This window comes from Bradyrhizobium guangdongense, assembly GCF_004114975.1.
Classification (GTDB): domain Bacteria; phylum Pseudomonadota; class Alphaproteobacteria; order Rhizobiales; family Xanthobacteraceae; genus Bradyrhizobium; species Bradyrhizobium guangdongense.
This window is the reverse complement of record NZ_CP030051.1, coordinates 5,588,910-5,612,394: the sequence shown is the minus strand read 5'-3', so window position 1 is coordinate 5,612,394 and position 23,485 is coordinate 5,588,910. Positions and strand designations below refer to the sequence as shown.

Annotated in this window: 20 protein-coding genes; 12 read left to right on the top strand and 8 right to left on the bottom strand. The window is 63.9% G+C overall.

What is annotated here, in order from left to right; genetic code table 11:
• Nucleotides 1-378: 378 nt before the first annotated feature.
• Together X265_RS26805 and X265_RS26800 are read right to left on the bottom strand one after the other, a co-directional pair.
• The gene (locus tag X265_RS26805; RefSeq protein ID WP_164938811.1) at nucleotides 379-750 is read right to left on the bottom strand and encodes a helix-turn-helix domain-containing protein; all 372 of its coding nucleotides are present in this window, start codon (nucleotides 748-750) and stop codon (nucleotides 379-381) included.
• A 29-nt stretch (nucleotides 751-779) separates the two neighbouring features.
• A complete protein-coding gene (locus tag X265_RS26800) occupies nucleotides 780-1,829 on the bottom strand; it encodes a LysR family transcriptional regulator (RefSeq protein WP_128967552.1) in 1,050 nt (349 codons plus the stop codon).
• A gap of 469 nt (nucleotides 1,830-2,298) precedes the next feature.
• Between X265_RS26800 and X265_RS26790 the strand changes: the two genes are divergently transcribed.
• Nucleotides 2,299-2,565 (top strand): hypothetical protein, encoded by a 267-nt coding sequence (locus X265_RS26790; RefSeq protein ID WP_128967551.1) that lies wholly within the window; start codon nucleotides 2,299-2,301, stop codon nucleotides 2,563-2,565.
• Between the two features lie 208 nt (nucleotides 2,566-2,773).
• Entirely contained in the window at nucleotides 2,774-3,505 is a 732-nt protein-coding gene (locus X265_RS26785; RefSeq protein WP_128967550.1) for a cytochrome c biogenesis CcdA family protein, read from the top strand.
• Nucleotides 3,506-3,596: 91 nt separating this feature from the next.
• Here X265_RS26785 and X265_RS26780 read toward each other — a convergent pair whose 3' ends face one another.
• Together X265_RS26780 and X265_RS26775 are read right to left on the bottom strand one after the other, a co-directional pair.
• Nucleotides 3,597-4,730, bottom strand: a complete 1,134-nt coding sequence (locus tag X265_RS26780; protein WP_128967549.1) for a mandelate racemase/muconate lactonizing enzyme family protein — start codon at nucleotides 4,728-4,730, stop codon at nucleotides 3,597-3,599.
• A 16-nt stretch (nucleotides 4,731-4,746) separates the two neighbouring features.
• Entirely contained in the window at nucleotides 4,747-6,204 is a 1,458-nt protein-coding gene (locus X265_RS26775; protein ID WP_128969415.1) for a sensor histidine kinase, read from the bottom strand.
• 419 nt (nucleotides 6,205-6,623) lie between these two features.
• On the opposite strand from X265_RS26775, the gene X265_RS26770 reads away from it, so the two are divergent.
• Nucleotides 6,624-6,857, top strand: a complete 234-nt coding sequence (locus X265_RS26770) for a hypothetical protein (RefSeq protein ID WP_128967548.1) — start codon at nucleotides 6,624-6,626, stop codon at nucleotides 6,855-6,857.
• A gap of 151 nt (nucleotides 6,858-7,008) precedes the next feature.
• Here the strand turns inward: X265_RS26770 and X265_RS26765 are convergent, their stop codons facing one another.
• Nucleotides 7,009-8,283, bottom strand: a complete 1,275-nt coding sequence (locus tag X265_RS26765) for a serine hydrolase domain-containing protein (protein ID WP_128967547.1) — start codon at nucleotides 8,281-8,283, stop codon at nucleotides 7,009-7,011.
• A 162-nt stretch (nucleotides 8,284-8,445) separates the two neighbouring features.
• Here X265_RS26765 and X265_RS26760 point away from each other — a divergent pair, with 162 nt between their 5' ends.
• Nucleotides 8,446-9,363 carry a dioxygenase family protein gene (locus tag X265_RS26760; protein ID WP_128967546.1) on the top strand — a complete coding sequence of 306 codons (918 nt, stop codon included), beginning with the start codon at nucleotides 8,446-8,448 and terminating at the stop codon, nucleotides 9,361-9,363.
• A gap of 14 nt (nucleotides 9,364-9,377) precedes the next feature.
• On the opposite strand, the gene X265_RS26755 is transcribed toward X265_RS26760, so the two are convergent.
• Together X265_RS26755 and X265_RS26750 are read right to left on the bottom strand one after the other, a co-directional pair.
• Nucleotides 9,378-11,111, bottom strand: a complete 1,734-nt coding sequence (locus X265_RS26755) for a bifunctional protein-serine/threonine kinase/phosphatase (RefSeq protein WP_164938810.1) — start codon at nucleotides 11,109-11,111, stop codon at nucleotides 9,378-9,380.
• A gap of 69 nt (nucleotides 11,112-11,180) precedes the next feature.
• Entirely contained in the window at nucleotides 11,181-12,020 is an 840-nt protein-coding gene (locus X265_RS26750; protein WP_128967544.1) for a formate/nitrite transporter family protein, read from the bottom strand.
• A gap of 687 nt (nucleotides 12,021-12,707) precedes the next feature.
• Here X265_RS26750 and X265_RS26745 point away from each other — a divergent pair.
• From X265_RS26745 to X265_RS26710, 8 genes are all read left to right on the top strand, one after another.
• A complete protein-coding gene (locus tag X265_RS26745; protein ID WP_128967543.1) occupies nucleotides 12,708-14,090 on the top strand; it encodes an MFS transporter in 1,383 nt (460 codons plus the stop codon).
• A 122-nt stretch (nucleotides 14,091-14,212) separates the two neighbouring features.
• Nucleotides 14,213-14,641, top strand: coding sequence for a globin family protein (locus X265_RS26740; RefSeq protein ID WP_092295803.1), 429 nt, complete (start codon nucleotides 14,213-14,215; stop codon nucleotides 14,639-14,641).
• Nucleotides 14,642-14,651: 10 nt separating this feature from the next.
• Entirely contained in the window at nucleotides 14,652-15,869 is a 1,218-nt protein-coding gene (locus tag X265_RS26735) for an NAD(P)/FAD-dependent oxidoreductase (RefSeq protein ID WP_167506283.1), read from the top strand.
• Nucleotides 15,870-15,883: 14 nt separating this feature from the next.
• Nucleotides 15,884-18,589 (top strand): nitrate reductase, encoded by a 2,706-nt coding sequence (locus tag X265_RS26730; RefSeq protein ID WP_128967541.1) that lies wholly within the window; start codon nucleotides 15,884-15,886, stop codon nucleotides 18,587-18,589.
• A gap of 248 nt (nucleotides 18,590-18,837) precedes the next feature.
• The gene (locus X265_RS26725) at nucleotides 18,838-19,740 is read left to right on the top strand and encodes an SMP-30/gluconolactonase/LRE family protein (RefSeq protein ID WP_128969414.1); all 903 of its coding nucleotides are present in this window, start codon (nucleotides 18,838-18,840) and stop codon (nucleotides 19,738-19,740) included.
• 48 nt (nucleotides 19,741-19,788) lie between these two features.
• The gene (locus tag X265_RS26720; RefSeq protein WP_128967540.1) at nucleotides 19,789-20,628 is read left to right on the top strand and encodes an aldo/keto reductase; all 840 of its coding nucleotides are present in this window, start codon (nucleotides 19,789-19,791) and stop codon (nucleotides 20,626-20,628) included.
• 186 nt (nucleotides 20,629-20,814) lie between these two features.
• Nucleotides 20,815-21,756: a DMT family transporter gene (locus tag X265_RS26715; protein WP_188637366.1), complete on the top strand. Its 942-nt coding sequence runs from the start codon at nucleotides 20,815-20,817 to the stop codon at nucleotides 21,754-21,756.
• Between the two features lie 60 nt (nucleotides 21,757-21,816).
• Nucleotides 21,817-22,896: a zinc-binding dehydrogenase gene (locus X265_RS26710; RefSeq protein ID WP_128967538.1), complete on the top strand. Its 1,080-nt coding sequence runs from the start codon at nucleotides 21,817-21,819 to the stop codon at nucleotides 22,894-22,896.
• Nucleotides 22,897-22,900: 4 nt separating this feature from the next.
• On the opposite strand, the gene X265_RS26705 is transcribed toward X265_RS26710, so the two are convergent.
• Nucleotides 22,901-23,362, bottom strand: a complete 462-nt coding sequence (locus X265_RS26705) for an Lrp/AsnC family transcriptional regulator (protein WP_128967537.1) — start codon at nucleotides 23,360-23,362, stop codon at nucleotides 22,901-22,903.
• Between the last annotated feature and the right edge of the window lie 123 nt (nucleotides 23,363-23,485).

Here is a 23,485-nt window from a genome sequence, read left to right as displayed (position 1 = left end):
AGACCCGCAACGGGCGCTCGTGTCGGCGCGTCCCGGCCGCCCAGGCCGCATGCGCCGATTCGCTGAAATTGGCGGAAGGCTAGGGCATCGGGGTTGCGGTCCCATTAAGCGTGGCACATCGAACCGGTGCATTCCTGGCACCACGGCTCTCGATTAGGTCGCAGCAAGGTCAGGAAGGGTTCGCGATATCAGCGATCAATGACGGCGGATGCCGGCATAGCGCAAAGAAAAGGGGCGGCCAGGCCGCCCCGAAAAGCCAAGACCGCGCGGATGGCGCGCGGGCCCAAACCTGAGTCGTCATATCACGCCCAATCCGGCCGCGCCCCCGCGGCGCGGCGGATTGAACATCGGGCCGGAAGGACCGGACCGTCGACCGGCTCAGTCCTCGTTCGCCGCGATCGATTCCATCAGCGAGACGAGCTGACGCTGCACCGTCTGGTCCTTGATCTTGCTGTAGGCGCGCAGCAGGCGGAGGCTGAAAGCCGAGTCCAGGAACAGGAGGCTTTCGACTTCGCGGGCCTTGTTGTCGCCGTCATAGAAGAAGGTCACGGGCACATCGAGGGCGGAGGCGATCTGTTGAAGACGAGCCGCGCCGACGCGATTGACGCCCTTCTCGTATTTCTGGACCTGCTGGAAGCTGACGCCGAGCTTTTCGCCCAGCTCGGCCTGCGAGATCTTCATCTCGACGCGCCGCAGACGGATCCGCTTGCCAAGCTCAATGTCCGGCTTGCCGGCACTGCGCTGCTTCATCCTTTTCGCCGCTGCTTTCATCTCTGTTTTCACCTTTGTTCTTCGGTTGAAAATCCCCCGAAGAGCTGGGTCAGGGGTTCGCCCATATACGAGTCCTTGAATTCATGCGGGTGCACGAACTCTTCCTTAAACCACGGGAAGCGAGCCGGATTGAAAGCTTCGATCAGCCAGTCAATCATGTGCCGCACGCGGGGAATCCGGCCGCTACCGGGATGGTAGGACAACCAGATATCCAGCGGTCGGTTCAACTCGACCTCTAGTGGAATCAACTTCCCGCCAAGCGCAATGGCATAGCTCGGGAAGACGCCGATGCCGGCGCCATTCGCGACCGCCCAATAATTGGCGCTTGAGACGTTGGTCTTCATGACCAGAAGGTCACGCTCCGGAACGCCCGGGAAGAAGCTCTCGAAGGTTTCCTTGGCGGCGATCTGATCGGCGAATTGCAGCACCAGGCGGTGCTTGATCAATTCCGCCGCCGAGCGCGGCGCGCCATATCTCTCGACGTAACTCCGGGAGGCCCAGAACATCAGGTGCATGCGGCCGAGCCGCACCAGCTTGACGTCGAGCGCCGAGGGGCGCGACAGATGGATGGCGACGTCCGCCTCATGGCGGGAGACGTCGGCCGAGCGCATCGCGCAATGCAGATCGACCAGGATCTTCGGATAGGCCTGCTGGAATTCCACCAAGCGCGGAGCGAGCCAGAACGTACCCAATCCTTCGGTGACGGCGACGCGGACCTCGCCGGTGAGGGCGTTGGCGGTCGAATCACTGGTGCGCATCACGTCGAAGGCAGCTGCCTCCATGCGCTCGACGGCCGCGACCACCAGTGCGCCTTCATCGGTAAGATGGGTGCCATGGACGTCGCGGGTGAAGAGCGTGGTGTCGGTCTGGCGCTCGAAATCATCGATTCGGCGGCGGACGGCGTTGATCGATAACGACAGGCGTTCGGCCGCCGATCGGAAGCTTCCGCATCGAACGACTTCAAGGAATATGCGGGCGGCATCCCAGTCCGAGAGGCCGCTGATGTTTGTCTTTAGGCGTTCCTCTCGTGGAACGCCCCTTTCCGCTAAGGAATGCATACAAGTCCCTTCGGGCCGCTAAACTGGCAGAATCTAGCGCAAACCACAACCACGACGGGTTGGGGAACGGTGAGTTTTGAACTCATACTTACCGCGCCAGAGACGGTATTTAGGTGTGCTTGGGGTTGGGAACGGGCTGATTTCTGTCCGGAAGAGGGGTAGGCGTGCGTTCCGTTGCGAGCCGTAGAATGGCTGCGGGATTGCCGGGTCCAACTGGACCAGAGGCAGGCATGCAAGACGTCTTGCGCCCCGATGAGACGGATCAATCGCGCCCGCTCAAACGTTTCACCCTTCACCGTTCTGGCTTGCTGCGCCGAATGATGCCGTCTGGAACCGCTGTTTCAACGCAGGAACACACCGAAATCGTCTTCGAGGGCACGGAGTCCTCGTGTTATCCTTGGTGCTCTTTGGGGGCCGAGGGGATCGTTTCAAGCACGTCTCGCAGGCCGAATTAACGGAAAGAACGCCGGTGTCGCATTCAGACGAACAGTTGCAGGCGGTGCTCGAGACGCTCGAGGAGTGCTGGAAGGTTCTCAACGAAGGCAACAGCCGCGAGTCGGCCGAATTGCTCTCGATCGTCATCCTCGACGTCAGGATGAAGCTCAAAGGAATTGACAGTGCCGACCTCAAGGCGCTGTGCGACGAGATGCTGCGGAGCGCTGCCAGCGAGCCGCCGTCCCCCTCCAAGCAGACGCAGGACCAGCCCCGGCGTCCGCTGCTCCGCGTGGTGAAGTAGCCGCGCCGCCGGATCTCGCTTTTTTGCGAGATCTGTGCGCGTCCCGGTGCCGCATCTGTGATCGCAGATGGCATCGGGAGGAGCCCTGGTTTGATCGCGCCTCTGTTGCGCATTCCCCGGCATCGGCTACACCAGAGCCGGTTCGGCTCTGGTCCCGTGCGCGTTGACCGCGCCCAGCCCGAGCGCCCGGGATGGTTTTGACTGCATCATGCAAAATGTTTCGATTACGGCGGCGCTGATTGCCGGCCTCGTCAGCTTTCTCTCCCCTTGCGTGCTGCCGCTGGTGCCGCCCTATCTGATCTATCTCACCGGCGCCACGATCGAGCATGTCGAGAGCGACGAGCCTGACACGGCCTCGAAGCGCGCTATCATGATCTCGGCGCTGCTGTTCGTGCTGGGCTTCTCCACGGTGTTCGTGGCGCTCGGCGCCAGCGCCTCTCTGATCGGCGGACTGATCCGCGCCTGGTCGGCGGAGCTGTCGATCCTCGCCGGCATCGTCATCATCGTGATGGGGCTGCACTTCCTCGGGCTGACGCGCATCGGCCTGTTGATGCGGGAAGGGCGGCTTCCGATTCCGAAGCCCGTCGGGCTCTGGGGCGCCTACATCATGGGCCTCGCCTTCGCCTTCGGCTGGACGCCCTGCATCGGCCCGATCCTCGCAGCCATCCTCTCGATCGCCGCGGCCGAAGCCACCGTGACGAAGGGCGCCGGCCTGCTCGCGGTCTATTCCGCCGGTCTCGGCATTCCCTTCCTGATTGCCGCGCTGATGATCGAGCAGTTCACAAAGCTGTTCGCGCGCATGAAGGGCCACCTCGTCAATGTCGAGCGCGCCATGGGCGTGTTGATGGTGATCACCGGCATCGGCTTCCTCACCGGCGCGGTCTCCAATGTGAGCATCTGGCTGCTGGAGACGTTTCCGTCGCTGCAGACGATCGGGTAGGGCGCCGTCGCGGACGGCGCGTTTGATCCCTTCGATGGTGGCTTGCGTCGCCGCTAAAGCGGGACAAGCGCGACGATCTTTCGGTGCTACGCTAAGTCAGCGCAAATCGCGCCAGCGCCTCGCGGTCGATCTCGATGCCGAGGCCCGGACCATCGGGCACACGAACCACGCCGTTCACGTGCTCGATCGGCTCTTTCAGGATCGCCTGCCGGATCGGATGTTCGGTGCGATCGAACTCGAGCATCGGCTCGAGCGGTGCCAGTGAAGTCGGCGTGTGCGAAGGCAGCACGGCAAGGAGCTGAAGCGAGGCCGCGAGCGCAATTCCGGTGCCCCAGACATGCGGATTGTAGCGGATGCCGAACGCCTCGCTCATGTCGGCGATCTTCTTGCATTCGCTGAGGCCGCCGGCTGCGCAGGTATCGGGTTGGGCGACGTCGAGCGCGTGCGAGGCGAACAGGTCGCGGAAGCCGAAGCGCGTGAATTCGCATTCGCCGCCGGCGATGGGGATCGTCAGCGCGGCTTTCACCGCGCGATAGCCCGCGACATCCTCCGGCGGCACCGGCTCCTCAAACCATCCGATCTCGTAGGGTTCGATCAGCCGGCCGAGCCGGATCGCGGCGACGGCATCATAGGCGTGGTTGGCATCCACCATCAGTGCAACGTCCGGACCGATCGCCTGGCGCACGACGCGGGTGACGGCGGCGTCCTCCGCTATGCCGAAGCCGACCTTCACCTTCACGGCGCGAAAACCTTCGGCGGCATAAGCGGCCGCTTCCTCCGGCAGATATTTGAGCGGATCGCCGGATTTGCGCCGGTAAAGCCCGGTCGCATAGGCTTGCACCTCCCTCCGCGCGGCGCCACCGAGCAGCTGATGCACGGGCACGCCAAAATGCCTGCCCTTGATATCCCACAGCGCGATGTCGATGCCGCTCAAGCCCTGGATCACGACGCCTTTCTGGCCGTGATCGCGCAGGCGCGCGTAGATCATTTGCCACAGCACTTCGGTGCGCAGCGGGTCCTCGCCGATCAGCCATGGCGCGACGCTTGTGACGACCGCCGCCGTCATCCGCGCAGGTCCGTAGCATTCGCCCCAGCCGGTCACGCCGTCGTCCGTCTCGATCTCGACCAGCATCGCGCTGCGGGTGTCGTACCAGGCGCGCGAATAGGCGAAAGGCTGCGAGAGTTTGGCTTCGAGGACGTGGGTGCGAACTTTGGTGATCTTCATTTGGGATATCCTTGCTTCACCGCTCCCCGTCCAGCGCGCAGGTCACCGTGCAGACCACGCCCCGCGGCAGGAAGTCGACCGTGGCTTCGCCGCCGAGCTGGTCGCGTGCGCTGCGCTCGATCAGGCGAGAGCCGAAGCCGCGCTGTACCGGCGCCGTCACCAATGGGCCGCCGAGTTCGGTCCAGATCAGCCGCAGCCGCGGCTTCGGCGTGTCGGCGAGGACCTCCCAGTCCAGCGTCACCCGGCCGGTCTCGTTGGACAAGGCGCCGTATTTCGCGGCGTTGGTCGCGATCTCGTGCACGATCATCGACAGCACCACGGCGAGCCGCGGCGACACTGGCACGCCGGGGCCGGCCATGCGGATGCGATCGGGATTTGCAAGCAGGAACGGCTGGAGCGCGCGTGCGATCACGTCCCGCAGTTCCGAGCCTGCCCACTTCTCCTGGCTGAGAAGGTTATGTGCTTCGGCGAGCGCGCCGAGGCGCCCCTCGAACTTGGTTCGCTCGTCGCGACTTGCGCTGCGAAAAGTCTGCACCGCAATCGCCTGCATCAGCGCCAACGTGTTCTTGACGCGATGGTTGAGCTCCTCGATCAGAAGATTGTGCAGCATCTCGCCGCGCGCGATCGTCGTTGCCATCCTGATCGCAAAGGTGAGGCCGACCAGGAGCAGCACGCCGCCGATCAGACTGGTGATCGCGATGTTGCGCCAGAGCGGCGCGATCAGCGAGCTCTCGGTGAGTCCGGCCGCGATGGTCCAGCCGGTCAGCCGCGATCGCGTATAGGCCGAAGCAAGCGCGACGCCGTCGAGCGAGACGCTCGACAGAACCGCCTCGGGTGAGCGGAACATCGCCTCGAAGAGCGATGGCGATGCCTGCTTGCCAAACGTCTCGCCGGGATTGGGAGCGCGCGCGAAAACGATGCCTTTGCTGTCCAGCAGCGATACGGTCCATCGCTCGTCCGGGCGCTGCCGCTCGATCAGGTGCTGGAAAATGTCGATCGGCGGGCTGAAGGAGAGCGCATAGGCGACTTCGCCGTCGCGCATTACGGGGACCTCGACCGTAACGATCGCACGCTTCTTGGTCGATCCAACGAACAGATCGGAATACTGCGGCGCCTTGCTCGCAAAGACCCGTTCGACGATTTCGTGGTTGTTGCGCGACGGCAGATTCTTCGTTTCGGTCGTGGCCGTCGAGAACAGCTGGTGCCCGGACCTGTCGGCCAGCAGCAGGACGCTGTCTTCGCCATATTGACTGATGAATCCGACGGCGAGACGCCGGAAGCCGTCGAAGTCCCCGTTGCGCAGGGAATCGCTGAGCGCGAGCACCTGCAAGCCGCCCGTCATCCGCTGCACTTCGGCATCGAGCACGAGACGCATGCTCCGCACCGTCTCGAGCACCCGGCGCGTCGCGTCGCTGCGGTCCTGACGATAATTGAAATAGGCAATGCCGACCGCGAAGACGATCAAGGGCAGCATCGTTCCCGTGACCAGGAGAGCGAGTCGGACCGGCAAGGTGAGTTTCGACAAACGCGGGCGCCCCGGTTCCAGCGCGATCGCGCCGGATTATGATTTTCTCAAACCATACGGGCAGGGCAGGCGCGGCGCCATGATTTTTCGTATCCGGCGGGCGGTTCGGAACAGGAGTTCTGGAACGCAGTTCATCTCAGCTCATGCTGATTGCGGTGAGCAGCAGGCAGAGGGCATAAACGGCCGCCAAGCTCAGCCCGGCGATCCGGGCCTCGCGATGCGGTGACATGCGATCGACTCCGAGAGATGACCGCTCCGTCAACATCCCGCCGAAGGCGTCGTTCCGGTTCAATAGGAACAAATTGCTAGTTTTTCCCGTTCCTGAATAGACCGGGTGCCGAATGCCCGGCGATTGGAGGAGGAACCAGATGAAACTGAAGATCATGACCGCAGCGCTGATGATTACTGCATTCTCTCTGCCGGCGTTCGCGGCCGACGAGTTCTACGTCGTGCAGGACGTCAAGACCAAGAAATGCACCGTCGTCGACAAGAAGCCGACGGACTCGTCAATGACGGTCGTCAGTCCTTCGGGCACGATCTACAAATCGCGCACCGAGGCTGAGAGCAGCATGAAGACCGTCAAGGTCTGCACGTCAAACTGAGGAGGATGACAAATGCCAGTCTTGATCTTGTGGGCCGTTCCGGCCGTGCTGGTGATCGGCGGTGGAATCTATCTGATCGGCCATTTCCACTAGCAGAGAAGCAATGAGCTCCGCGATGACGCGGAGCCCATTGCAACAAATGTTAGGAAGGTCAGAGATTGCTCTCGGTGATTGCGGCATAGACCATGCTGCGCAGCTCGCGTCGGAGCGGATAGGCGCTCGACGGCAGAACCTGCGTCATGAAGATCGTGATCAGCTCTTCAGCCGGATCGATCCAGAACGAGGTCGTAGCCGCGCCGCCCCAATTGTATTCGCCGGGGCTGCCGGCAATCAGCGTCTCGGCCGGGCGCATGGTCACCGCAAATCCCAGGCCGAAGCCGATGCCGTTATAGGTGGCCTCCGAGAACAGCGAGCGCGACATCTCCGGCAGCGTCTGCCCGCCCGGAACGTGATTGCTCGTCATCAGCGCCAGCGTCTTCGGCCCGATCAGCCTCACGCCGCCAAGCTCGCCGCCGTTGAGCAGCGCGCGGCAGAAGGTCAGATAGTCGGCAACCGTCGAGCACAGCCCGCCGCCGCCGGAGATGAAGGAGGGCGGGGAGAGGAACGAACTCGTCGCCGGATCATCCTGGAGCGTGATGCCCTCGCGGTGCTGGCCGGCGTGGAAGGTCATGCCGCCGCCCGGGTCTGCCGAGTAGCACGCGGCGAAGCGATGCGCCTTGGAAGCCGGCACGTGGAAATCGGTGTCGGTCATGCCGAGCGGATCCAGGATCCGTTCCTTCAGGAACTGCTCGAACGGCATGCCGGAAATCTTGCCGACGAGGTAGCCGATCACGTCGGTCGCGACCGAGTAGTTCCAGGCCTCGCCCGGCGAGAATTCCAGCGGGATCTTCGCAAGGCCCTCGATCATGCCCTGGAGCGTGCCTGATTTCTCGACCTCGCCGATCTTCTCGGCGCGATAGGCGGCGTCGACATTGGAGCGCTGCTGGAAGCCGTAAGTCAGCCCTGACGTGTGGCGCAGCAGGTCGACGATCAGCATCGGGCGGGACGGCGGCCGGGTCAGGAAGGACGGCGAGGTGCCGGCGACGAACACGCCGAGGTTTTTCCATTCCGGAATGTACTTTGCGACCGGCTCGTCGATCGCGACGAGGCCTTCCTCGACCAGCATCATGAAGGCGACGCTGGTGAGCGGCTTGGTCATGGAATAGATGCGGTAGATGGTGTCGTCCCTGACCGGCACCTTGCGCTCGACATCGGCAAGGCCCTGCACCGAGCTGTGGGCGATCTTGCCGCGGCGGTAGACGAGCAGGTGCGTGCCCGGGAAGCGGCCGGCATCGATATACCTGGCCTTCAGATGGGCATCGACGCGGTCGAGCGCGGCCTTCGACATGCCGACGGATTCGGGCGAGGCGGGGGTTGGGGCGAGCATCAGTTCCTCCGGGCAGTTTTGTCCGACGTTGATAGCCGAAATGACGCCCCTCTTCCAAGCGGGTCGCGCTTAACGCGAGCCCGCCCGATGGTGTAGGCTCCGGCCTGGAACGCCTCCAAGGAGCCTCAACGGGCCAACGAGAAAAAACAAGGGCAACGCACCATGACCCAGTTCAACGAGACCGAGCTTACCGAAGCCGTCGTCAAAAGCTTCGACAACACGCCTGACCGCCGCGCGAAATTCCTGCTGCAGGAATTGGTGAAGTCGCTGCACGATTACGTGAGCAAGACCGGTCTCACCTTCGAGGAGTGGGAATACGCCATCGATTTCCTGACCCGCACCGGCCAGAAATGCAGCGATACAAGGCAGGAGTTCATCCTGCTCTCCGACGTGCTCGGCGTCTCCATGCTGGTCGACGCGGTCAATCATCGCGACCGCGACGGCGCCACCGAGACCACGGTGCTGGGCCCGTTCTATGTCGGCGAGCACAAGGTAACCGCCCACGGCACCGACATCTCGCCGAACAACCTGACTGGCGAGCGGATGTTCGTGCAGAGCCGCGTCACCGATCTCAAGGGCCAGCCGCTCGCCAATGTTCCTATCGACGTCTGGCATGCCGACGACGACGGCTTCTACGATTCCCAGAAGGCGAACTATGACGAAGTCGGCGCCTCGGCGCGGGCGCGCTTCATCACCGACGCCGATGGCCGCTTCTTCTTCCGCACCATTCTGCCGTGCAGCTATCCGATCCCGACCGACGGGCCCGTCGGCGAGATGATCGTGCAGACCAGGCGTCATCCGATGCGTCCGGCGCATGTGCACTTCCTGGTCAACGCCAGGGGGTACGAGCCGCTGATCACCCATGTCTTCATGGACGGCGACAAATATCTCGATTCCGACGTGGTGTTCGGGGTCAAGGACGACCTCATCGCCAAGGTCGAGCCGCGCACCGATGCCGAGATGCCCGACGGCACCAAGGCGACCGGGAAGTGGCATCTGATGACTTACGAATTCCACCTCAAGCCGGGCGGCGGCATCGCGCCCAAGCCGCTGGGGACGAAGGCGGCAGAGCCGGCCTGACCGGGCCAGCCCTGCTAACGCGCATGCAGCAGGGCGAGCAAGGCGACGACGGTGCAGGCCAGAACCACCGTCGTCAGCTTCCAGAACAGCAGCGGATTGCGCTCGATCAGGGGCGTGGTCCGCGTGGCGAAATAGGCCGGATTCGGAGTCCTGAGCTCGTAAGTGAATTCGGACAGGTCCTCGTGCCGCTTGTTGGGATCGGGATGCAGCGCCTTGCGTAGCGCGCCGTCGATCCAGATGGGGACGGCGCGGTCGTCGTGGCTGGCCGGACGATACCGGAGCTTCCATGCGTCCGACCGTCCCCTGATGCGGGCAACCTGGGCGCCGTAAGGCAACTCTCCGGTCAGCATCTGGTAGCAAATGGCCGCCAGCGAAAACATGTCCGAGCGCGGGGAGCCGCCTTCGCCGAGGAAATATTCCGGTGCGGTGTACTGCAACGTCCCGAGGATTTCGGCGTCGGCCGGATCGGGCGATGCTTCCGCCACGCCGGCGACCTTGACCGCGCCAAAGTCGATGATCTTCACGGTGCCGGTCTTGTCGATCAGGATATTGTCGGGCCTGAGATCCTGGTGCAGCATCTCCATGCGATGGAAGGCGCGCAGGCCCGACGCGATCTGGTCCACGATGTCGCGCACGGTCTCGATGTCGGGACGCGGATGGTCCAGCATCCATTGCCGCAGCGTCTGCCCTTCGATGAACTCGGTCGCGACGTAGAGATAGTTTCGCCGCTTGGAGCGCGAGCGCGGCTTCAGGACGTGCGGACTGTCGATCCGCCGCGCGATCCACTCCTCCATCAGGAAGCGCTGCAAATAGGCGGGCTCGTCGCGGAGATCGATCGAGGGGATCTTCAGGGCGACCATCTCGTCGGTCTCGCTGTCGACCGCCAGATAGATATGGCTGCGGCTAGAGGCATGCACTTCGCGCACGATGCGGTAACCGTCGAACAGCGCCCGGGGCTCCGGCAATGGCGGAAGCGGCAGCTCGGCGGTACTGCCAAAGATCTCCGATGAGCCAGTCCGTGGCACCTCGTCGATGCGCAGGATCTGGACGGTGATGTTATCGTCACTGCCGCGCCGATAGGCCTCCTCGACGATACTCCTCGCCGCCCCGTCGAGATCGCCGGCACAGGCCTCGAGTGTGGCCGTGACGAAGCGTTGATCGACGAACTCGTACGCGCCATCGGTGGCCAGCAGGAAGATGTCGCCCTTTTCGATCTGAAGAGCCTGGTAGTCGATTTCGATCTGCGGGTTGATCCCGAGCGCGCGACCGAGATAGGTCTGCTCCGACGAGACGATGGTGCGATGGTCATCGGTCAGCTGTTCGAGAGCCTTGCCGGCTACGCGGTAGATCCGGCAGTCACCGACGTGAAAGATGTGGGCCATGGTCGACTTGATGACCATGGCCGTGAAAGTGCAGACGTAGCCCTTGTCGCGATCATAGGCGTACCGGCTGCGCCGCGTTTCGGCATGGAGCCACGAGTTGGTGGCTTCAAGCACGCGCCGCGCCGAATGCTTCACCGTCCAGGATTCGGAAGTACAGTAATAGTCGGTCAGGAAGCTCTTGACCGCCGACTCGCTCGCCTCCTGGCTCACCGCGCTGCTCGAGATGCCGTCGGCCAGGACGACGGCGATTCCCTTCAGGCTCAACAGCGGCTCCGTCGGAATCAGCGCGCCGTGAAAGTCCTGGTTGACCGGCTTGCGCCCCTTGTCGGAGTGCTGCCCGATCGAGATTTGCAAGCCCCGACCCATCCTCGCCACCAACAGAAAGGGAGCCTTACCTTATCAGGCAAAGCTCCCTTGTTGCTCAAACCAATTCGATCAGGCCGCGGCGCGGCTCGACGGATTGGCGGCCGGCTGCCGCTTCGGCTTGGTCAACACGTGCGTCGTGTAGAGTGTGAGGCCGGTGAAGGCGAGGCCGCCGACCAGGTTGCCCAGCACGGTCGGGATCTCGTTCCAGATGAAATAGTCGAGGATCGAGAACCTGGCGTGCAGCATCAGGCCGGACGGGAACAGGAACATGTTCACGACCGAATGCTCGAACACCATGTAGAAGAACACCAGGATCGGCATCCACATCGCGATCACCTTGCCGGGGACGGTGGTCGAGATCATGGCGCCGACGACGCCGGTCGAGACCATCCAGTTGCACAGCATGCCGCGGATGAACAGCGTCGCCATGCCGGCGGCGCCATGTGCCGCATAGCCCAGCGTGCGGCCCTCGCCGATATTGCCGATCGCAGCCCCGACCTTGTCCGGGTCCTGGGTGAAGCCGAAGGTCGTGACGAACGCCATCATGAAGGCGACGGTGAGCGCGCCGCCGAAATTGCCGACGAAGACGAGGCCCCAGTTGCGCAGCACGCCGCCGAGCGTCACGCCCGGCCGCTTGTCGATCAGCGCAAGCGGCGAGAGCACGAACACGCCGGTGAGCAGGTCGAAGCCCAGCAGATAGAGCATGGAGAAGCCTACCGGAAACAGCAGCGCGCCGATGATCGGCTGGCCGGTGTTGACGTTGATAGTGACGGCGAACCAGGCCGCGAGTGCCAGGATGGCGCCGGCCATGTAGGCGCGGATGACCGTATCCCGGGTGGACATGAAGATCTTGGATTCGCCGGCGTCCACCATCTTGGTGACGAATTCCGAGGGTGCGAGATACGACATCAACAGCTCCTTTGCTCATGTGCACGATCGACCAGGCCCGTGCCGGATCGACGCCTCTGCCAGGCAGTGAGCTTTGCGCCCGAGAGAGTGGACGCGGATCGAAGAGGGGCACCGACATGCGCAAGGGATAGCGTCACGATGACCGCCTTGGCGGACCAGCGAACAGGCTTCCCAGTGGCCTCGGTGGCTTGATGCTCCGGCTCACTGTCAGTCATCGTTGACTAGGCAGGATGGAAGCAATGGATGTGCCAAGCGATCGCGCCATGCCGGGCACCTATCAGACGCCGAATTTGCCAATGCCGGAAGCGGATAGCCCCTCCGAGACGTCGCATTTGACCCCTCGCTGCGGCGAGCTGACGCGAAAACGGGCTCCTGCCCAAGAGTTGTGCGCCGCACAATCAACAGGCGAATCGGCATTCAAGAAATGAGCGGCGAGCAAGTTTTTGATGCAATTATGGGCGTGAACATTTTTTCATCAATTGATGTAAGTCACTGCGGACGTTCGTATTTTCTGCGAAGCGTGGTTTGGCATGGAGCTTGAATTGAAGCCTTTCGACGCCATCGACGCCGTCACCGAGCAATCATTCAAATCGTGACACCGCCGAAAACGGGGGCTTCCCCGAGCGTGCAGCTTTACGCCTCCGCGTGAGGCGGTGTCCCGCTTCCTAGCGAAAGGGACTATTTCCAATGAAGGAAGGCAATCCGACGTGGATTTCTGACTGGCGCCCCGAAGATGAGGCGTTCTGGAATGGGGGCGGCAAGGACGTCGCCCGGCGCAACCTGATCTGGTCGATCGTCGCCGAGCACATCGGCTTCTCCGTCTGGCTGATCTGGAGCATCGTTGCGACCAAGCTGCCGCAGGCGGGCTTCCACTACTCGACCGACGAACTGTTCCAACTCGTGGCGGTGCCGGGATTGATCGGCGCCCTGATGCGCTTTCCCTACACCTTCGCTGTAACAACGTTCGGCGGCCGCAACTGGACCATTTTCAGCGCAGCCGTTCTGTTCATCCCGACGTTGTCGCTCGCTTATTTCGTGAGCCGGCCCGACACGCCGTTCTGGCTGATGCTGCTGATTGCTTCGACCGCAGGCCTCGGCGGCGGCAACTTCGCCTCCAGCATGACCAACATCTCCTTCTTCTTCCCTGACCGGATGAAGGGGTGGGCGCTCGGCCTCAACGCCGCCGGCGGAAATATCGGTGTCTCGAGCGTGCAACTGTTGACGCCGATCCTGATGACGCTCGCCGTCATCAACCTGTTCCAGGCAGAGCCGGTCGGCGGCGTCTATCTCCAGAACGCCGGCCTGATGTGGGTATTGCCGATCGCGATCGCGGTGTTTGGCGCCATGTTCTTCATGAACAACCTGACCTCGGCGAAGGCGTCGATCAAGAACCAGCTTGCCATCGTCAAGCGCAAGCACACCTGGATCATGGCCTTCATCTACATCGGAACGTTCGGCTCCTTCATCGGCTACTCCGCCGCGTTTCCGCTGCTGATCAAGACCCAGTTTCCGACGGTGACGATCTCGATCGCATTCCTCGGGCCGCTGGTCGGTTCGCTGTCGCGACCCTTCGGCGGCTGGCTCGCCGACAAGCTCGGCGGGTCCATCATCACCTTCTGGAATTTCATCGCGATGGCGGCTGCCACGATCGGCGTCCTCTACTTCGTCGGGCAAAAGGATTTCACCGGCTTCCTGTCGATGTTCCTGATCCTGTTCCTGACCACGGGCATCGGCAACGGATCGACCTATCGCATGATCCCCTCGATCTTCCGCGAAGAAAACCTGTTCAAGGTGCGCGGCAAGGGCGACGCGGCGCGCGCGCTGGCGCTGAAGACGGCGAGCATCGAGAGCGGTGCGGCTGTCGGCTTCATCGGCGCGGTGGGTGCCGTCGGCGGTTATCTGATCCCGAGCAGCTTCGGCAAGTCGATCGCGGCGACCGGCGGTCCGCAGCTCGCGCTGGCCATCTTCCTCGCGTTCTACGCCGTCTGCCTCGCTATGACCTGGTGGTTCTATCTGCGTCGCAGCCCGCAGGGTGAAGGCGCGCCAAGCCTCGCCGAAGCGCGGGTGTAAGCGAGGTTACGAAAATCGCCTCTTCCCGTACGCGGGGAGAGGTCTCTCTGGTGACGTTTGGCCCATGAACCTTTTCCGCAACGGCGCGGACGAAGGCAGACCGAAACAGACAGGACAACATCATGACTCCTCAACAGATCGCGCTCGTGCAGCAGAGCTTTTCCAAGGTCGCGCCGATTTCAGAAGCAGCCTCCCAGCTGTTCTACGACCGCTTGTTCGAGGTCGCCCCGTCCGTGCGCGCGATGTTTCCGCAGGACATGACCGAGCAGCGCAAGAAGCTGATGGGCATGCTCGCTGCCGTGGTCAGCGGCCTGTCGAACCTCGAGACGATTCTTCCCGCGGCCTCCGCGCTTGCCAAGCGTCACGTCGCTTACGGCGCCAAGGCCGAACACTATCCCGTGGTCGGCGCGACCTTGCTCTGGACCTTGGAGAAGGGCCTTGGCGAGGCCTGGACACCCGAACTCGCCACCGCCTGGACCGACGCCTATGGCGTGCTGTCCGGCTACATGATTTCCGAGGCCTATGGCCCACAGGCGCAGGCCGCCGAATAGGAGATGTCTCGTGAGTGAGCCCCTCGTCATCGTCGGTAACGGTATGGCGGCCGCGCGTCTGGTCGATGAACTCGCCAAGACCGCACTCGGCCGCTACGCGGTTGCCGTTATCGGCGATGAACCTCGGCTCGCTTACAACAGAGTGCTGCTCTCCTCCGTGCTGGCCGGCGAGACCGGCTCGCACGAGATCGAGCTGCGGCCGGCGGACTGGTGGCGCCATCGCGGCGTCACGGTTCGGTATGGCTATCGCGTCACCGAGATCGACACCGGCCGCCGCGAGCTCAAGATCGACGGCGAGGAGAGCGTGGAATATTCCAAGCTCGTGCTCGCCACAGGATCGACGCCGCTGCGGCTCAACCTGCCGGGCGCCGATCTCGCAGGCGTGCACACCTTTCGCGACAGCCGCGACGTCGACCTGCTGCTGACGCTCGCTGCTGCCAGGAAGCGCGTTGTCGTGGTCGGCGGCGGTCTGCTCGGGCTCGAGGCGGCGTACGGGCTGGCCAAGGCCGGAGCGCCGGTGACGCTGCTGCATCTGATGGACCGGCTGATGGAGCGTCAGCTCGATCTGCCGGCCGCCGACCTGCTCAAGACACTGGTGGAGCGCAAGGGCATCCGGATCCTGCTCAATGCTTCGACGGCCCGGATTCACGGCGACAATCATGTCGAGGCCGTCGAGCTCGCCGACGGCAGCCGCATCGAGGCCGACGCTGTGATCTTCGCCGCCGGCATCAAACCCAACGTGGCGCTTGCCAAGGACGCCGGCATCGCCGTCAACCGTGGCATCGTCGTCAACGACGTGATGCAGACGGCGTCGCCCGACATCTACGCAATTGGCGAATGCGCCGAGCATCGCGGCACCTGCTATGGGCTGGTCGAGCCGGCCTATGAGCAGGCGCGCGTGCTGGCGCGGCATCTTGCCGGCCGCCCCGCCGCCTATCAGGGCAGCATCGTCTCGACCAACCTGAAGGTGTCCGGCGTCAGCGTGTTCTCCGCCGGCGATTTCATGGGCGGCGACGGCAGCGAGAGCCTCGTTCTCACCGATCGCAGGCGCGGCACCTACAAGAAGCTCGTCATCGCCGACGGCCGGCTCACCGGGGCCGTGCTGATCGGCGATACCGTCGATGCGCTCTGGTATCTCGAGCTGATCCGCAATCGCGAGAAGGTGGCTGCGATCCGTACCGACATGATGTTCGGCCGCGCGCTGGCGCATCCGTCCAGGGCGGCTTGAAAAGGCAGTTTGGAATGACGGCAATCGATCCGACGCTTCGCGCAACCAGAACGACCTGTCCCTATTGCGGCGTCGGCTGCGGCGTGCTGGCGACGCCCGACGGCAAGGGTGGGGCGGCGATCGCGGGCGATCCCGATCATCCCGCCAATTTCGGTCGGCTCTGCTCCAAGGGCTCCGCGCTCGGCGAGACCGTCGGGCTGGAAAGCCGTCTGCTGTATCCGATGATCCGCTGCAAGGGCGTGCTGGAACGCGTCGCCTGGAGCGATGCGCTCGATCATGTCGCCCACCGCATGCAGCACATCGTGGCGCGCGACGGCGCCGACGCGGTCGCGTTCTATCTCTCCGGACAGCTCCTCACCGAGGATTATTACGTCGCCAACAAGCTGATGAAGGGCTTTGTCGGAACCGCCAACGTCGATACCAATTCGCGGCTGTGCATGTCGTCCTCAGTCGCCGGCCATCGCCGCGCCTTCGGCGCCGATACCGTACCGGGGTGCTATGAGGATCTCGACCAGGCCGATCTGCTCGTCTTCGTCGGCTCGAACGCCGCCTGGTGTCATCCCGTTCTATTCCAGCGCATGTTGAAGAACCGTGCGGAGCGCGGCGCGCGCATGATCGTGATCGATCCGCGCCGCACCGATACCGCAAGCGATGTCGATCTGTTCCTCGGCCTCAAGCCCGGCACCGATACCGCGCTGTTCTCCGGCCTGTTCGTCCATCTTGCCGACAATGGCGCGCTCGATCGCGACTACATCGCGCAGAACACCTCCGGCTTCGACGATGCGCTGGCGCGCGCACGCAACATCGCCGGCAGCGTCACCGCGACCGCGCTGGCCACGGGTCTCTCCGAGCAGGACGTCGCCATCTTCTTCAAGATGTTCCGCGACACCGAGAAGGTCGTCACGCTCTATTCGCAAGGGGTCAACCAGTCGGCCCAGGGCACCGACAAGGTCAACGCGATCCTGAACTGCCATCTCGCCACGGGGCGGATCGGGAAGGTGGGCGCTTCGCCGTTCTCGCTGACCGGTCAGCCCAACGCGATGGGGGGCCGCGAAGTCGGTGGCCTCGCCAATATGCTCGCCGCCCATATGGGTTTCACGCCGCCCGACATCGATCGTGTCAGGCGGTTCTGGAAGGCGCCGCGCATCGCCACCCATGAAGGCCTGAAGGCAGTGCAGCTGTTCGAGGCGATCAATCGCGGCGAGGTCAAGGCACTGTGGGTGATGGGCACCAATCCCGCGGTGTCGCTGCCCGACGCGGACATGGTCCGCGATGCCCTGAAGAAGCTCGAGCTGTTCGTGGTCTCGGAGAACGTGCTCTCTAACGACACGGTCGAGGCCGGCCCGCATGTGCTGTTGCCCGCGCTGGCCTGGGGCGAGAAATCGGGCACCGTGACCAACTCCGAGCGCCGCATCTCGCGCCAGCGCTCGTTCCTGCCGGCGCCGGGCGAGGCGCGCCCCGACTGGTGGATTCTCAGCGAGACCGCCAAGCGCCTCGGCTTCGGCGACAGCTTCAACTACAAATCCGCGGCCGACATCTTCCGCGAGCACGCCGCGCTCTCGGCGTTCGAGAACGACGGCAGCCGCGACTTCGATATCGGTGCGATGACTTCGCTGTCCGACGACGCCTTCGACGCCTTGAAACCGGTGCAGTGGCCTGCGCGCGAAGGCGAGGCACCAGGCGAGCGCTTCTTCGCCGAGGGCGGATTCTTCACCAATGACGGCAAGGGCCGCTTCGTCGCGCCGGAGGTGCCGGCGCTGCGTGGCGAGACAGGGCCCTCGAGGCCCCTGAGGCTCAACACCGGACGCATCCGCGACCAGTGGCACACCATGACACGCACGGGCCTGAGCCAGCGCCTGGGTGCGCATCTGCCCGAACCTTTCGTCGAGATCCACCCTGATGACGCCGGCAAGTACGGCATCGTCCATGACGGCTACGCCCGCATCACCACCGATTATGGTCAGTGCATCCTGAAGGTCGTCGTCGGCGAAGGCCAGCAGCGCGGCGCGCTGTTCGTGCCGATCCACTGGAGCGCGATGAATGCTTCGCACGGCCGCGTCGGCGCGCTGGTAGCACCGTTCACCGATCCGTTCTCGGGCCAGCCGGAGTCGAAGGCGACGCCGGCGGCGATCGCTCCTTACGAGTTCGTCTTCCGCGGCTTCGCACTGTCGCGCAAGCAGCTCGATCTGCCACAGAACCTGTTGTGGACCCGCGCCACTGTCGCCGGCGGCTTCGGCTATCTCTTCGCCGACAATGCGGATCTGTCGCGCTGGCCAGCCTGGCTCGATTCCGTCTCCGGCGAGGACATTGCCGAGTATCGCGATTTCGGCGGCGGCATCTATCGCGCGGCCTCGTTCGCGGGCGACCGCATCGAGACCTGCCTGTTCGTCGGCCCCGGGCATGATGCCGGCGACTGGGAGGTGGTGAAGAGCCTGTTCGCGGCCGATTACGTCACCGACGAGCAGCGCCGCATGCTGCTGTCAGGCAAGTCCGGCGAAGGCGCCGCCTCGACCGGCCCGATCGTCTGCGCCTGCTTCGGCGTCGGCCGCGGCACCATCTGCGACAGCATCGCGGGCGGCGCGCGGACCGCGGCCGAGATCGGCGCCAAGCTCAAGGCCGGCACCAATTGCGGCTCCTGCATCCCCGAGCTGAAGCGGCTGATCGCGACGACGGACATTGCGTCGGCAAGAGAAGTCAAACTGGCAGGTGCCGCGAGCTAGGCCCGGCTCTCTCCCCTGTCATTGCGAGCGTAGCGAAGCAATCCAGAGTCCCTCCACGGTGACAGTCTGGATTGCTTCGCTGCGCCCGTAATGACTGGGTTGATGCACCCCGGATGCAGGGCAGAAGCGTTTCACACGGCGCACGTCCGTGGGAGTGGCATGGAAGTGCCATGCCTCCGCCCCAATCGACGCGCCCGCGATAGTGCCCTATGCTGCCGCGCTCCCCCTCAACAATCACAACAACCATGATGTACCTGGAAACGCCACCGCGCCTGATCGAAACCAAGATCTTCTCAGCCATGCCCGACACGTTTCGCCGCAAGGGCGTGCGGACGGATTGGGCCGACGCCAACCGGCCGGGCGTGCCGACCGACAGTTTTGTTGAAGGGCCGTCATTCGACAAGGAGGGCAATCTCTACATCGTCGACATTCCCTTCGGTCGGATCTTTCGTATCGCGCCCGATGGTGCGTGGTTGCTCGTGATCGAGTACGAGGGCTGGCCGAACGGGCTGAAGATCGCGGCTGACGGGCGTATCCTGGTCGCCGATTATATGCATGGCATCATGGAACTCGATGCCCAGGCCGGCCGCGTCACGCCGGTCCTGACGTCGCGCAATTCGGAATCGTTCCGCGGCTGCAACGATCTGCATCTCGGCTCCAACGGCGACATCTTCTTTACCGACCAGGGCCAGACCGGCCTGCACGATCCCAGCGGGCGCGTCTATCGGCTGACGTCGAACGGCCGGCTCGATTGCCTGATCGATACCGGCGTCAGCCCGAATGGGCTGGTGCTCGATCCGACCGAGACCGTGCTGTTCGTTGCGATGACGCGCGACAACGCAGTATGGCGGCTGCCGTTCATGCGGGACGGCAGCGTGTCCAAGGTCGGCCGGTTCTGCTCGCTGTTCGGCACCTCGGGTCCCGATGGCCTAACGATGGATGCGAAAGGCCGTCTGTTCGTCGGCCACGCCTCGCTCGGCCACGTCTTCGTGTTCGCACCGAACGGCGAATTGATCGCGCGGATCAAGTCCTGCGCCGGGCCGAACTGCACCAATGTCGCCATCGGTGGCGCGAACAGAGATCGGATCTATATCACGGAATCGGCGACCGGCAGTGTCCTGGTCGCCGATATCAGCGGATTGAACTCTTGAGCGGGATGGCGGTTTGCCTGACCTGAAGAGCTGGCATTGGAGACGAACATGAACAGGCATCCCTTCGGCAAAACCGGCGCCAGCGTTTCCGTGATCGGGCAGGGCACCTGGTATCTCGATCATGGCGATCGCAAGCGCGCGATTGCCGCGCTTCAGCGCGGGCTCGATCTGGGCATGACCCATATCGACACCGCCGAGATGTATGGCGATGCCGAGCTCGTCATTGCCGACGCCATCACGGGCCGCCGCGACGAGGTGTTCCTCGTCTCGAAAGTTCTGCCGAGCAACGCCTCGCGCCGCGGCACCATCACGGCCTGCGAGCGGTCGCTGAAGCGGCTGAAGACTGACAGCCTCGATTGCTATCTGCTGCACTGGCGCGGATCGTACGCGCTCGAGGACACCGTCGCTGCGTTCGAGGAACTGGTGTCGTCCGGCAAGATCAAGTCCTGGGGCGTTTCGAATTTCGACGCCGACGATCTCGACGAAATTCTCGCGGTTTCAGGCGAGGGCAAGGTCGCCTGCAATCAGGTGCTCTATCATCTCAAGGAGCGCGCGATCGAGCATGCGGTGATCCCGTGGTGCGAGCGGCACGGCGTCGCCGTCGTCGCCTATTCGCCGTTCGGGCACGACGATTTTCCCGACGACCGCAGCAAGGGCGGCGCCGTGCTGGCGCGCATCGCGCAGGCGCGTCGCGCGACGCCGCGTCAGGTCGCGCTGAGCTTCCTCACCCGTGCGACTACGGTGTTCGCGATCCCGAAGGCCTCGTCCGCGGAACATGCCGGCGAAAATGCGGCCGCCGGCGATCTCGTGCTGACGAAAGAGGAGATTTTGGCGCTGGATGCGGCTTTTCCGCGCGGCCCGAAGCCGCGCAGCCTGCCCATGCTGTAGTGCACAAACGCCCATTCTTAATGGAGTATTGACGCGCGCGGACGTGAGCGCATATCCGCATCCTGTTTTCGGAAGTTGTGAACGCGGCGCATTTGTCGTTTTTTACGAACGTTCTCGATTCGCCTTTGCCGAGTTCCCACAGTGACACCGCCGCCCGCCGCAGCCGCAAGGCTCGACAGTATTCCCATGCCCGTGCCGGAGAAGAAGCAGGAGGCTCGCCGCGCGCCTGCGCGCGTCGATCATCCCTTCAAGGGCATTGCATTGGTATTGCTCTCGACGGTGTTTCTCGGCACCTCCGACGTCACCGCGAAATATCTTTCCGCCAGCCTGCCCTCGATCGAGATCACCTGGATCCGCTTCGTCACCTTCGCGCTGATGTTCACGCCGGTGATGCTGCCGGGCTCGCCGCTGCAGGCGATGCGCACCGAGCGCCTTGGCCTGCAGTTGATGCGCGGCGCTGCCCTGCTCGGCTCCTCACTGTTTTTCATCACCGGCCTGCGCTTCCTTCCCATCGCGGAGGCGTCCGCCACCGGTTTCGTCTCGCCGCTGTTCGTCACGGCGCTGTCGATCATCTTCCTGAGCGAGAAGGTCGGCATGCGCCGCTGGATCGCGACCGCGATCGGCCTCTTCGGCGTGTTGATCATCCTGCGCCCGGGCTCGAGCGCGTTTCATGCCGCCGCGTTCTTCCCGATCGTTTCGGCCTTTTGCTGGGCCGCGGCGCTGATCCTGACGCGCATGATGAGCGGGCGGGAAGCCGTGCTCACCACCATGGCCTATTCCGCGCTGACGGGTGTCGCCATCCTCTCTGTGATGGTGCCGTTCGTCTGGGTGGCGCCGAGCTGGACCGCGATCGGGCTCGGCATCGTGATCGGGGTAGCCTCCACCGTCGGCCAGTGGATCATCGTGCTGGCGTATCGCTACGGCGATGCCTCGGTGCTGGCGCCGTTCTCCTACACGCAGCTGCTGTGGGTCAGCATCCTGGGCTTCTTCCTGTTCGGCGAGGTGCCTGACGTGTGGACCGTCACCGGCGCGGCCTTCATCGTCGCCAGCGGCCTCTACATCGCCCATCGCGAGCGCGTTCGGCGGGCCCAGCTTCTGGTGCTGGAAGAGCGTTCCCCAAACCCCTGACGCAAGTCAGTGCGTCCCGCTTCGTGCTATCAAGGGCTCCAAAACGATGGGAGGAGCCGGATGCGCGCTGCGATCTTCAGGAACGGTGAGATGGTCGTCGACGGAGTGGCCGAACCGAAGCCGGGCCCCGGCCAGGTACTGGTCAAGACGCTCGCCTGCGGCATCTGCGGCTCCGACCTGCACGCGCGTCAGCATGCGCCGCGGATGGTGGAGATGGCGAAGAAGACCGGGCGGACGCCGATGGATCTGTCGCGCGACGTCGTCTTCGGCCACGAGTTCTGCTGCGAGATCCTCGACTACGGTCCCGGCACCGCGCGCAAGCTCAAGCCGGGCACGCATGTGTGCTCGCTGCCGGCGCTGCTGACGCCTGAGGGCATCAAGGGCATCGGCTATTCCAACGAGTTCGTCGGCGGCTATGCCGAGCAGATGCTGCTCAGCGAGCCGCTGCTGCTGGAGGTGCCCAACGGCCTTGCGCCGGAACATGCCGCGCTGACCGAGCCGCTCGCCGTCGGTGTCCACGCGGTGGCAAAAGCCAATGTCAGCGGCGGCGAAGTGCCGCTCGTAATCGGCTGCGGCCCGGTCGGGCTCGCGGTGATCGCCGCGCTGAAGATCAAAGGCCTGCATCCGATCGTCGCCGCCGACTATTCGCCGGCGCGGCGCGCGCTCGCCGCAAAGCTCGGTGCCGATATCGTCGTCGATCCCAAAGTATCTCAGCCCTACGCGACCTGGGCCGAGCACGCGCAGATGTCGGAGGCGGAGAAGGCGGCGCGGCCGCCGTTCCAGGCCATGTTGCCGGCGCTCAAGCCCGCGATCATCTTCGAATGTGTCGGCGTGCCCGGCCTGCTGCAGCAGGTGTTCGAGGGCGCGCCGCGCGATGCCAGGATCGTCGTGGTCGGGGTCTGCATGGAGAGCGACAGGAACGAGCCGATGCTCGGCATCATGAAGGAGCTCAGCGTCCAATACGTGCTCGGCTACACGCCGGAGGAGTTCGCGGCCTCGCTGCGCCTGATCGCGGAAGGAGAGGTGGATGCGGCGGCCATGGTGACTGCGGAAGTCGGTCTCGACGGTGTCGCAAAGGCGTTCGCCGATCTCGCCAATCCCGAGGCCCACACCAAGATCATGGTGCAGCCGTGGCGATGACGTCCTACACCGGCAGCGCGATCGAATATTTCACCTGGCTGAGCGCAAAGCTCGACTCGATCGAGGCGATGCCGTCGAGCCGGGTCAGCTTGGTCTTGAGGAACGTCTCGTAGGAGGCGAGGTCGGCGGCGACGACGCGCAGCAGATAGTCGCGGTTGCCGGTCATCAGATAGCACTCCAGCACCTCGTCCCATTTCGAGATCGCGCGGGCAAAGCGGTTGAGGTCCTCCTCCTTCTGCCGCGCCAGCTTGATGGAGATGAAGACGCTGACATGCAGCCCCAGCGCTTTCTGGTCCACGGTTGCGATGTAACGCGAGATCACGCCGCGCTCCTCCAGCAGCTTGACCCGTCGATGGCAAGGCGAGACCGACAGCCCGACCTTGTCGGCCAGCTCCTGCATGGTCAGCCGGCTGTCGTTCTGGAGATAGCCGAGGATCTTGCGGTCGATGGCGTCGAGGTCGGTCATTGGAATGGAACCTATGTTTTGGCGGTCATGTTGGTAAACTATCCCAATAAAGGGAGGTATAGCGCGAAAGTTTGAGAATTTTGGCGGCCGCGGCAGGCGTATGATCCGCCTTATTTCCCGGAG

Excerpts from the sequence above, each read along its gene's own strand:
- X265_RS26705 (WP_128967537.1), bottom strand. The coding sequence starts at position 23,362 with ATGACCGACCTCGACGCCATCGACCGCAAGATCCTCGGCTATCTCCAG.
- X265_RS26765 (WP_128967547.1), bottom strand. The coding sequence starts at position 8,283 with ATGCTCGCCCCAACCCCCGCCTCGCCCGAATCCGTCGGCATGTCGAAG.
- X265_RS26740 (WP_092295803.1), top strand. The coding sequence starts at position 14,213 with ATGACTCCTCAACAGATCGCGCTCGTGCAGCAGAGCTTTTCCAAGGTC.
- X265_RS26755 (WP_164938810.1), bottom strand. The coding sequence starts at position 11,111 with ATGGGTCGGGGCTTGCAAATCTCGATCGGGCAGCACTCCGACAAGGGG.
- X265_RS26775 (WP_128969415.1), bottom strand. The coding sequence starts at position 6,204 with ATGCTGCCCTTGATCGTCTTCGCGGTCGGCATTGCCTATTTCAATTAT.
- X265_RS26805 (WP_164938811.1), bottom strand. The coding sequence starts at position 750 with ATGAAGCAGCGCAGTGCCGGCAAGCCGGACATTGAGCTTGGCAAGCGG.
- X265_RS26785 (WP_128967550.1), top strand. The coding sequence starts at position 2,774 with ATGCAAAATGTTTCGATTACGGCGGCGCTGATTGCCGGCCTCGTCAGC.
- X265_RS26770 (WP_128967548.1), top strand. The coding sequence starts at position 6,624 with ATGAAACTGAAGATCATGACCGCAGCGCTGATGATTACTGCATTCTCT.
- X265_RS26745 (WP_128967543.1), top strand. The coding sequence starts at position 12,708 with ATGAAGGAAGGCAATCCGACGTGGATTTCTGACTGGCGCCCCGAAGAT.
- X265_RS26715 (WP_188637366.1), top strand. The coding sequence starts at position 20,815 with ATGCCCGTGCCGGAGAAGAAGCAGGAGGCTCGCCGCGCGCCTGCGCGC.
- X265_RS26720 (WP_128967540.1), top strand. The coding sequence starts at position 19,789 with ATGAACAGGCATCCCTTCGGCAAAACCGGCGCCAGCGTTTCCGTGATC.
- X265_RS26760 (WP_128967546.1), top strand. The coding sequence starts at position 8,446 with ATGACCCAGTTCAACGAGACCGAGCTTACCGAAGCCGTCGTCAAAAGC.
- X265_RS26730 (WP_128967541.1), top strand. The coding sequence starts at position 15,884 with ATGACGGCAATCGATCCGACGCTTCGCGCAACCAGAACGACCTGTCCC.
- X265_RS26710 (WP_128967538.1), top strand. The coding sequence starts at position 21,817 with ATGCGCGCTGCGATCTTCAGGAACGGTGAGATGGTCGTCGACGGAGTG.
- X265_RS26780 (WP_128967549.1), bottom strand. The coding sequence starts at position 4,730 with ATGAAGATCACCAAAGTTCGCACCCACGTCCTCGAAGCCAAACTCTCG.
- X265_RS26800 (WP_128967552.1), bottom strand. The coding sequence starts at position 1,829 with ATGCATTCCTTAGCGGAAAGGGGCGTTCCACGAGAGGAACGCCTAAAG.
- X265_RS26725 (WP_128969414.1), top strand. The coding sequence starts at position 18,838 with ATGTACCTGGAAACGCCACCGCGCCTGATCGAAACCAAGATCTTCTCA.
- X265_RS26750 (WP_128967544.1), bottom strand. The coding sequence starts at position 12,020 with ATGTCGTATCTCGCACCCTCGGAATTCGTCACCAAGATGGTGGACGCC.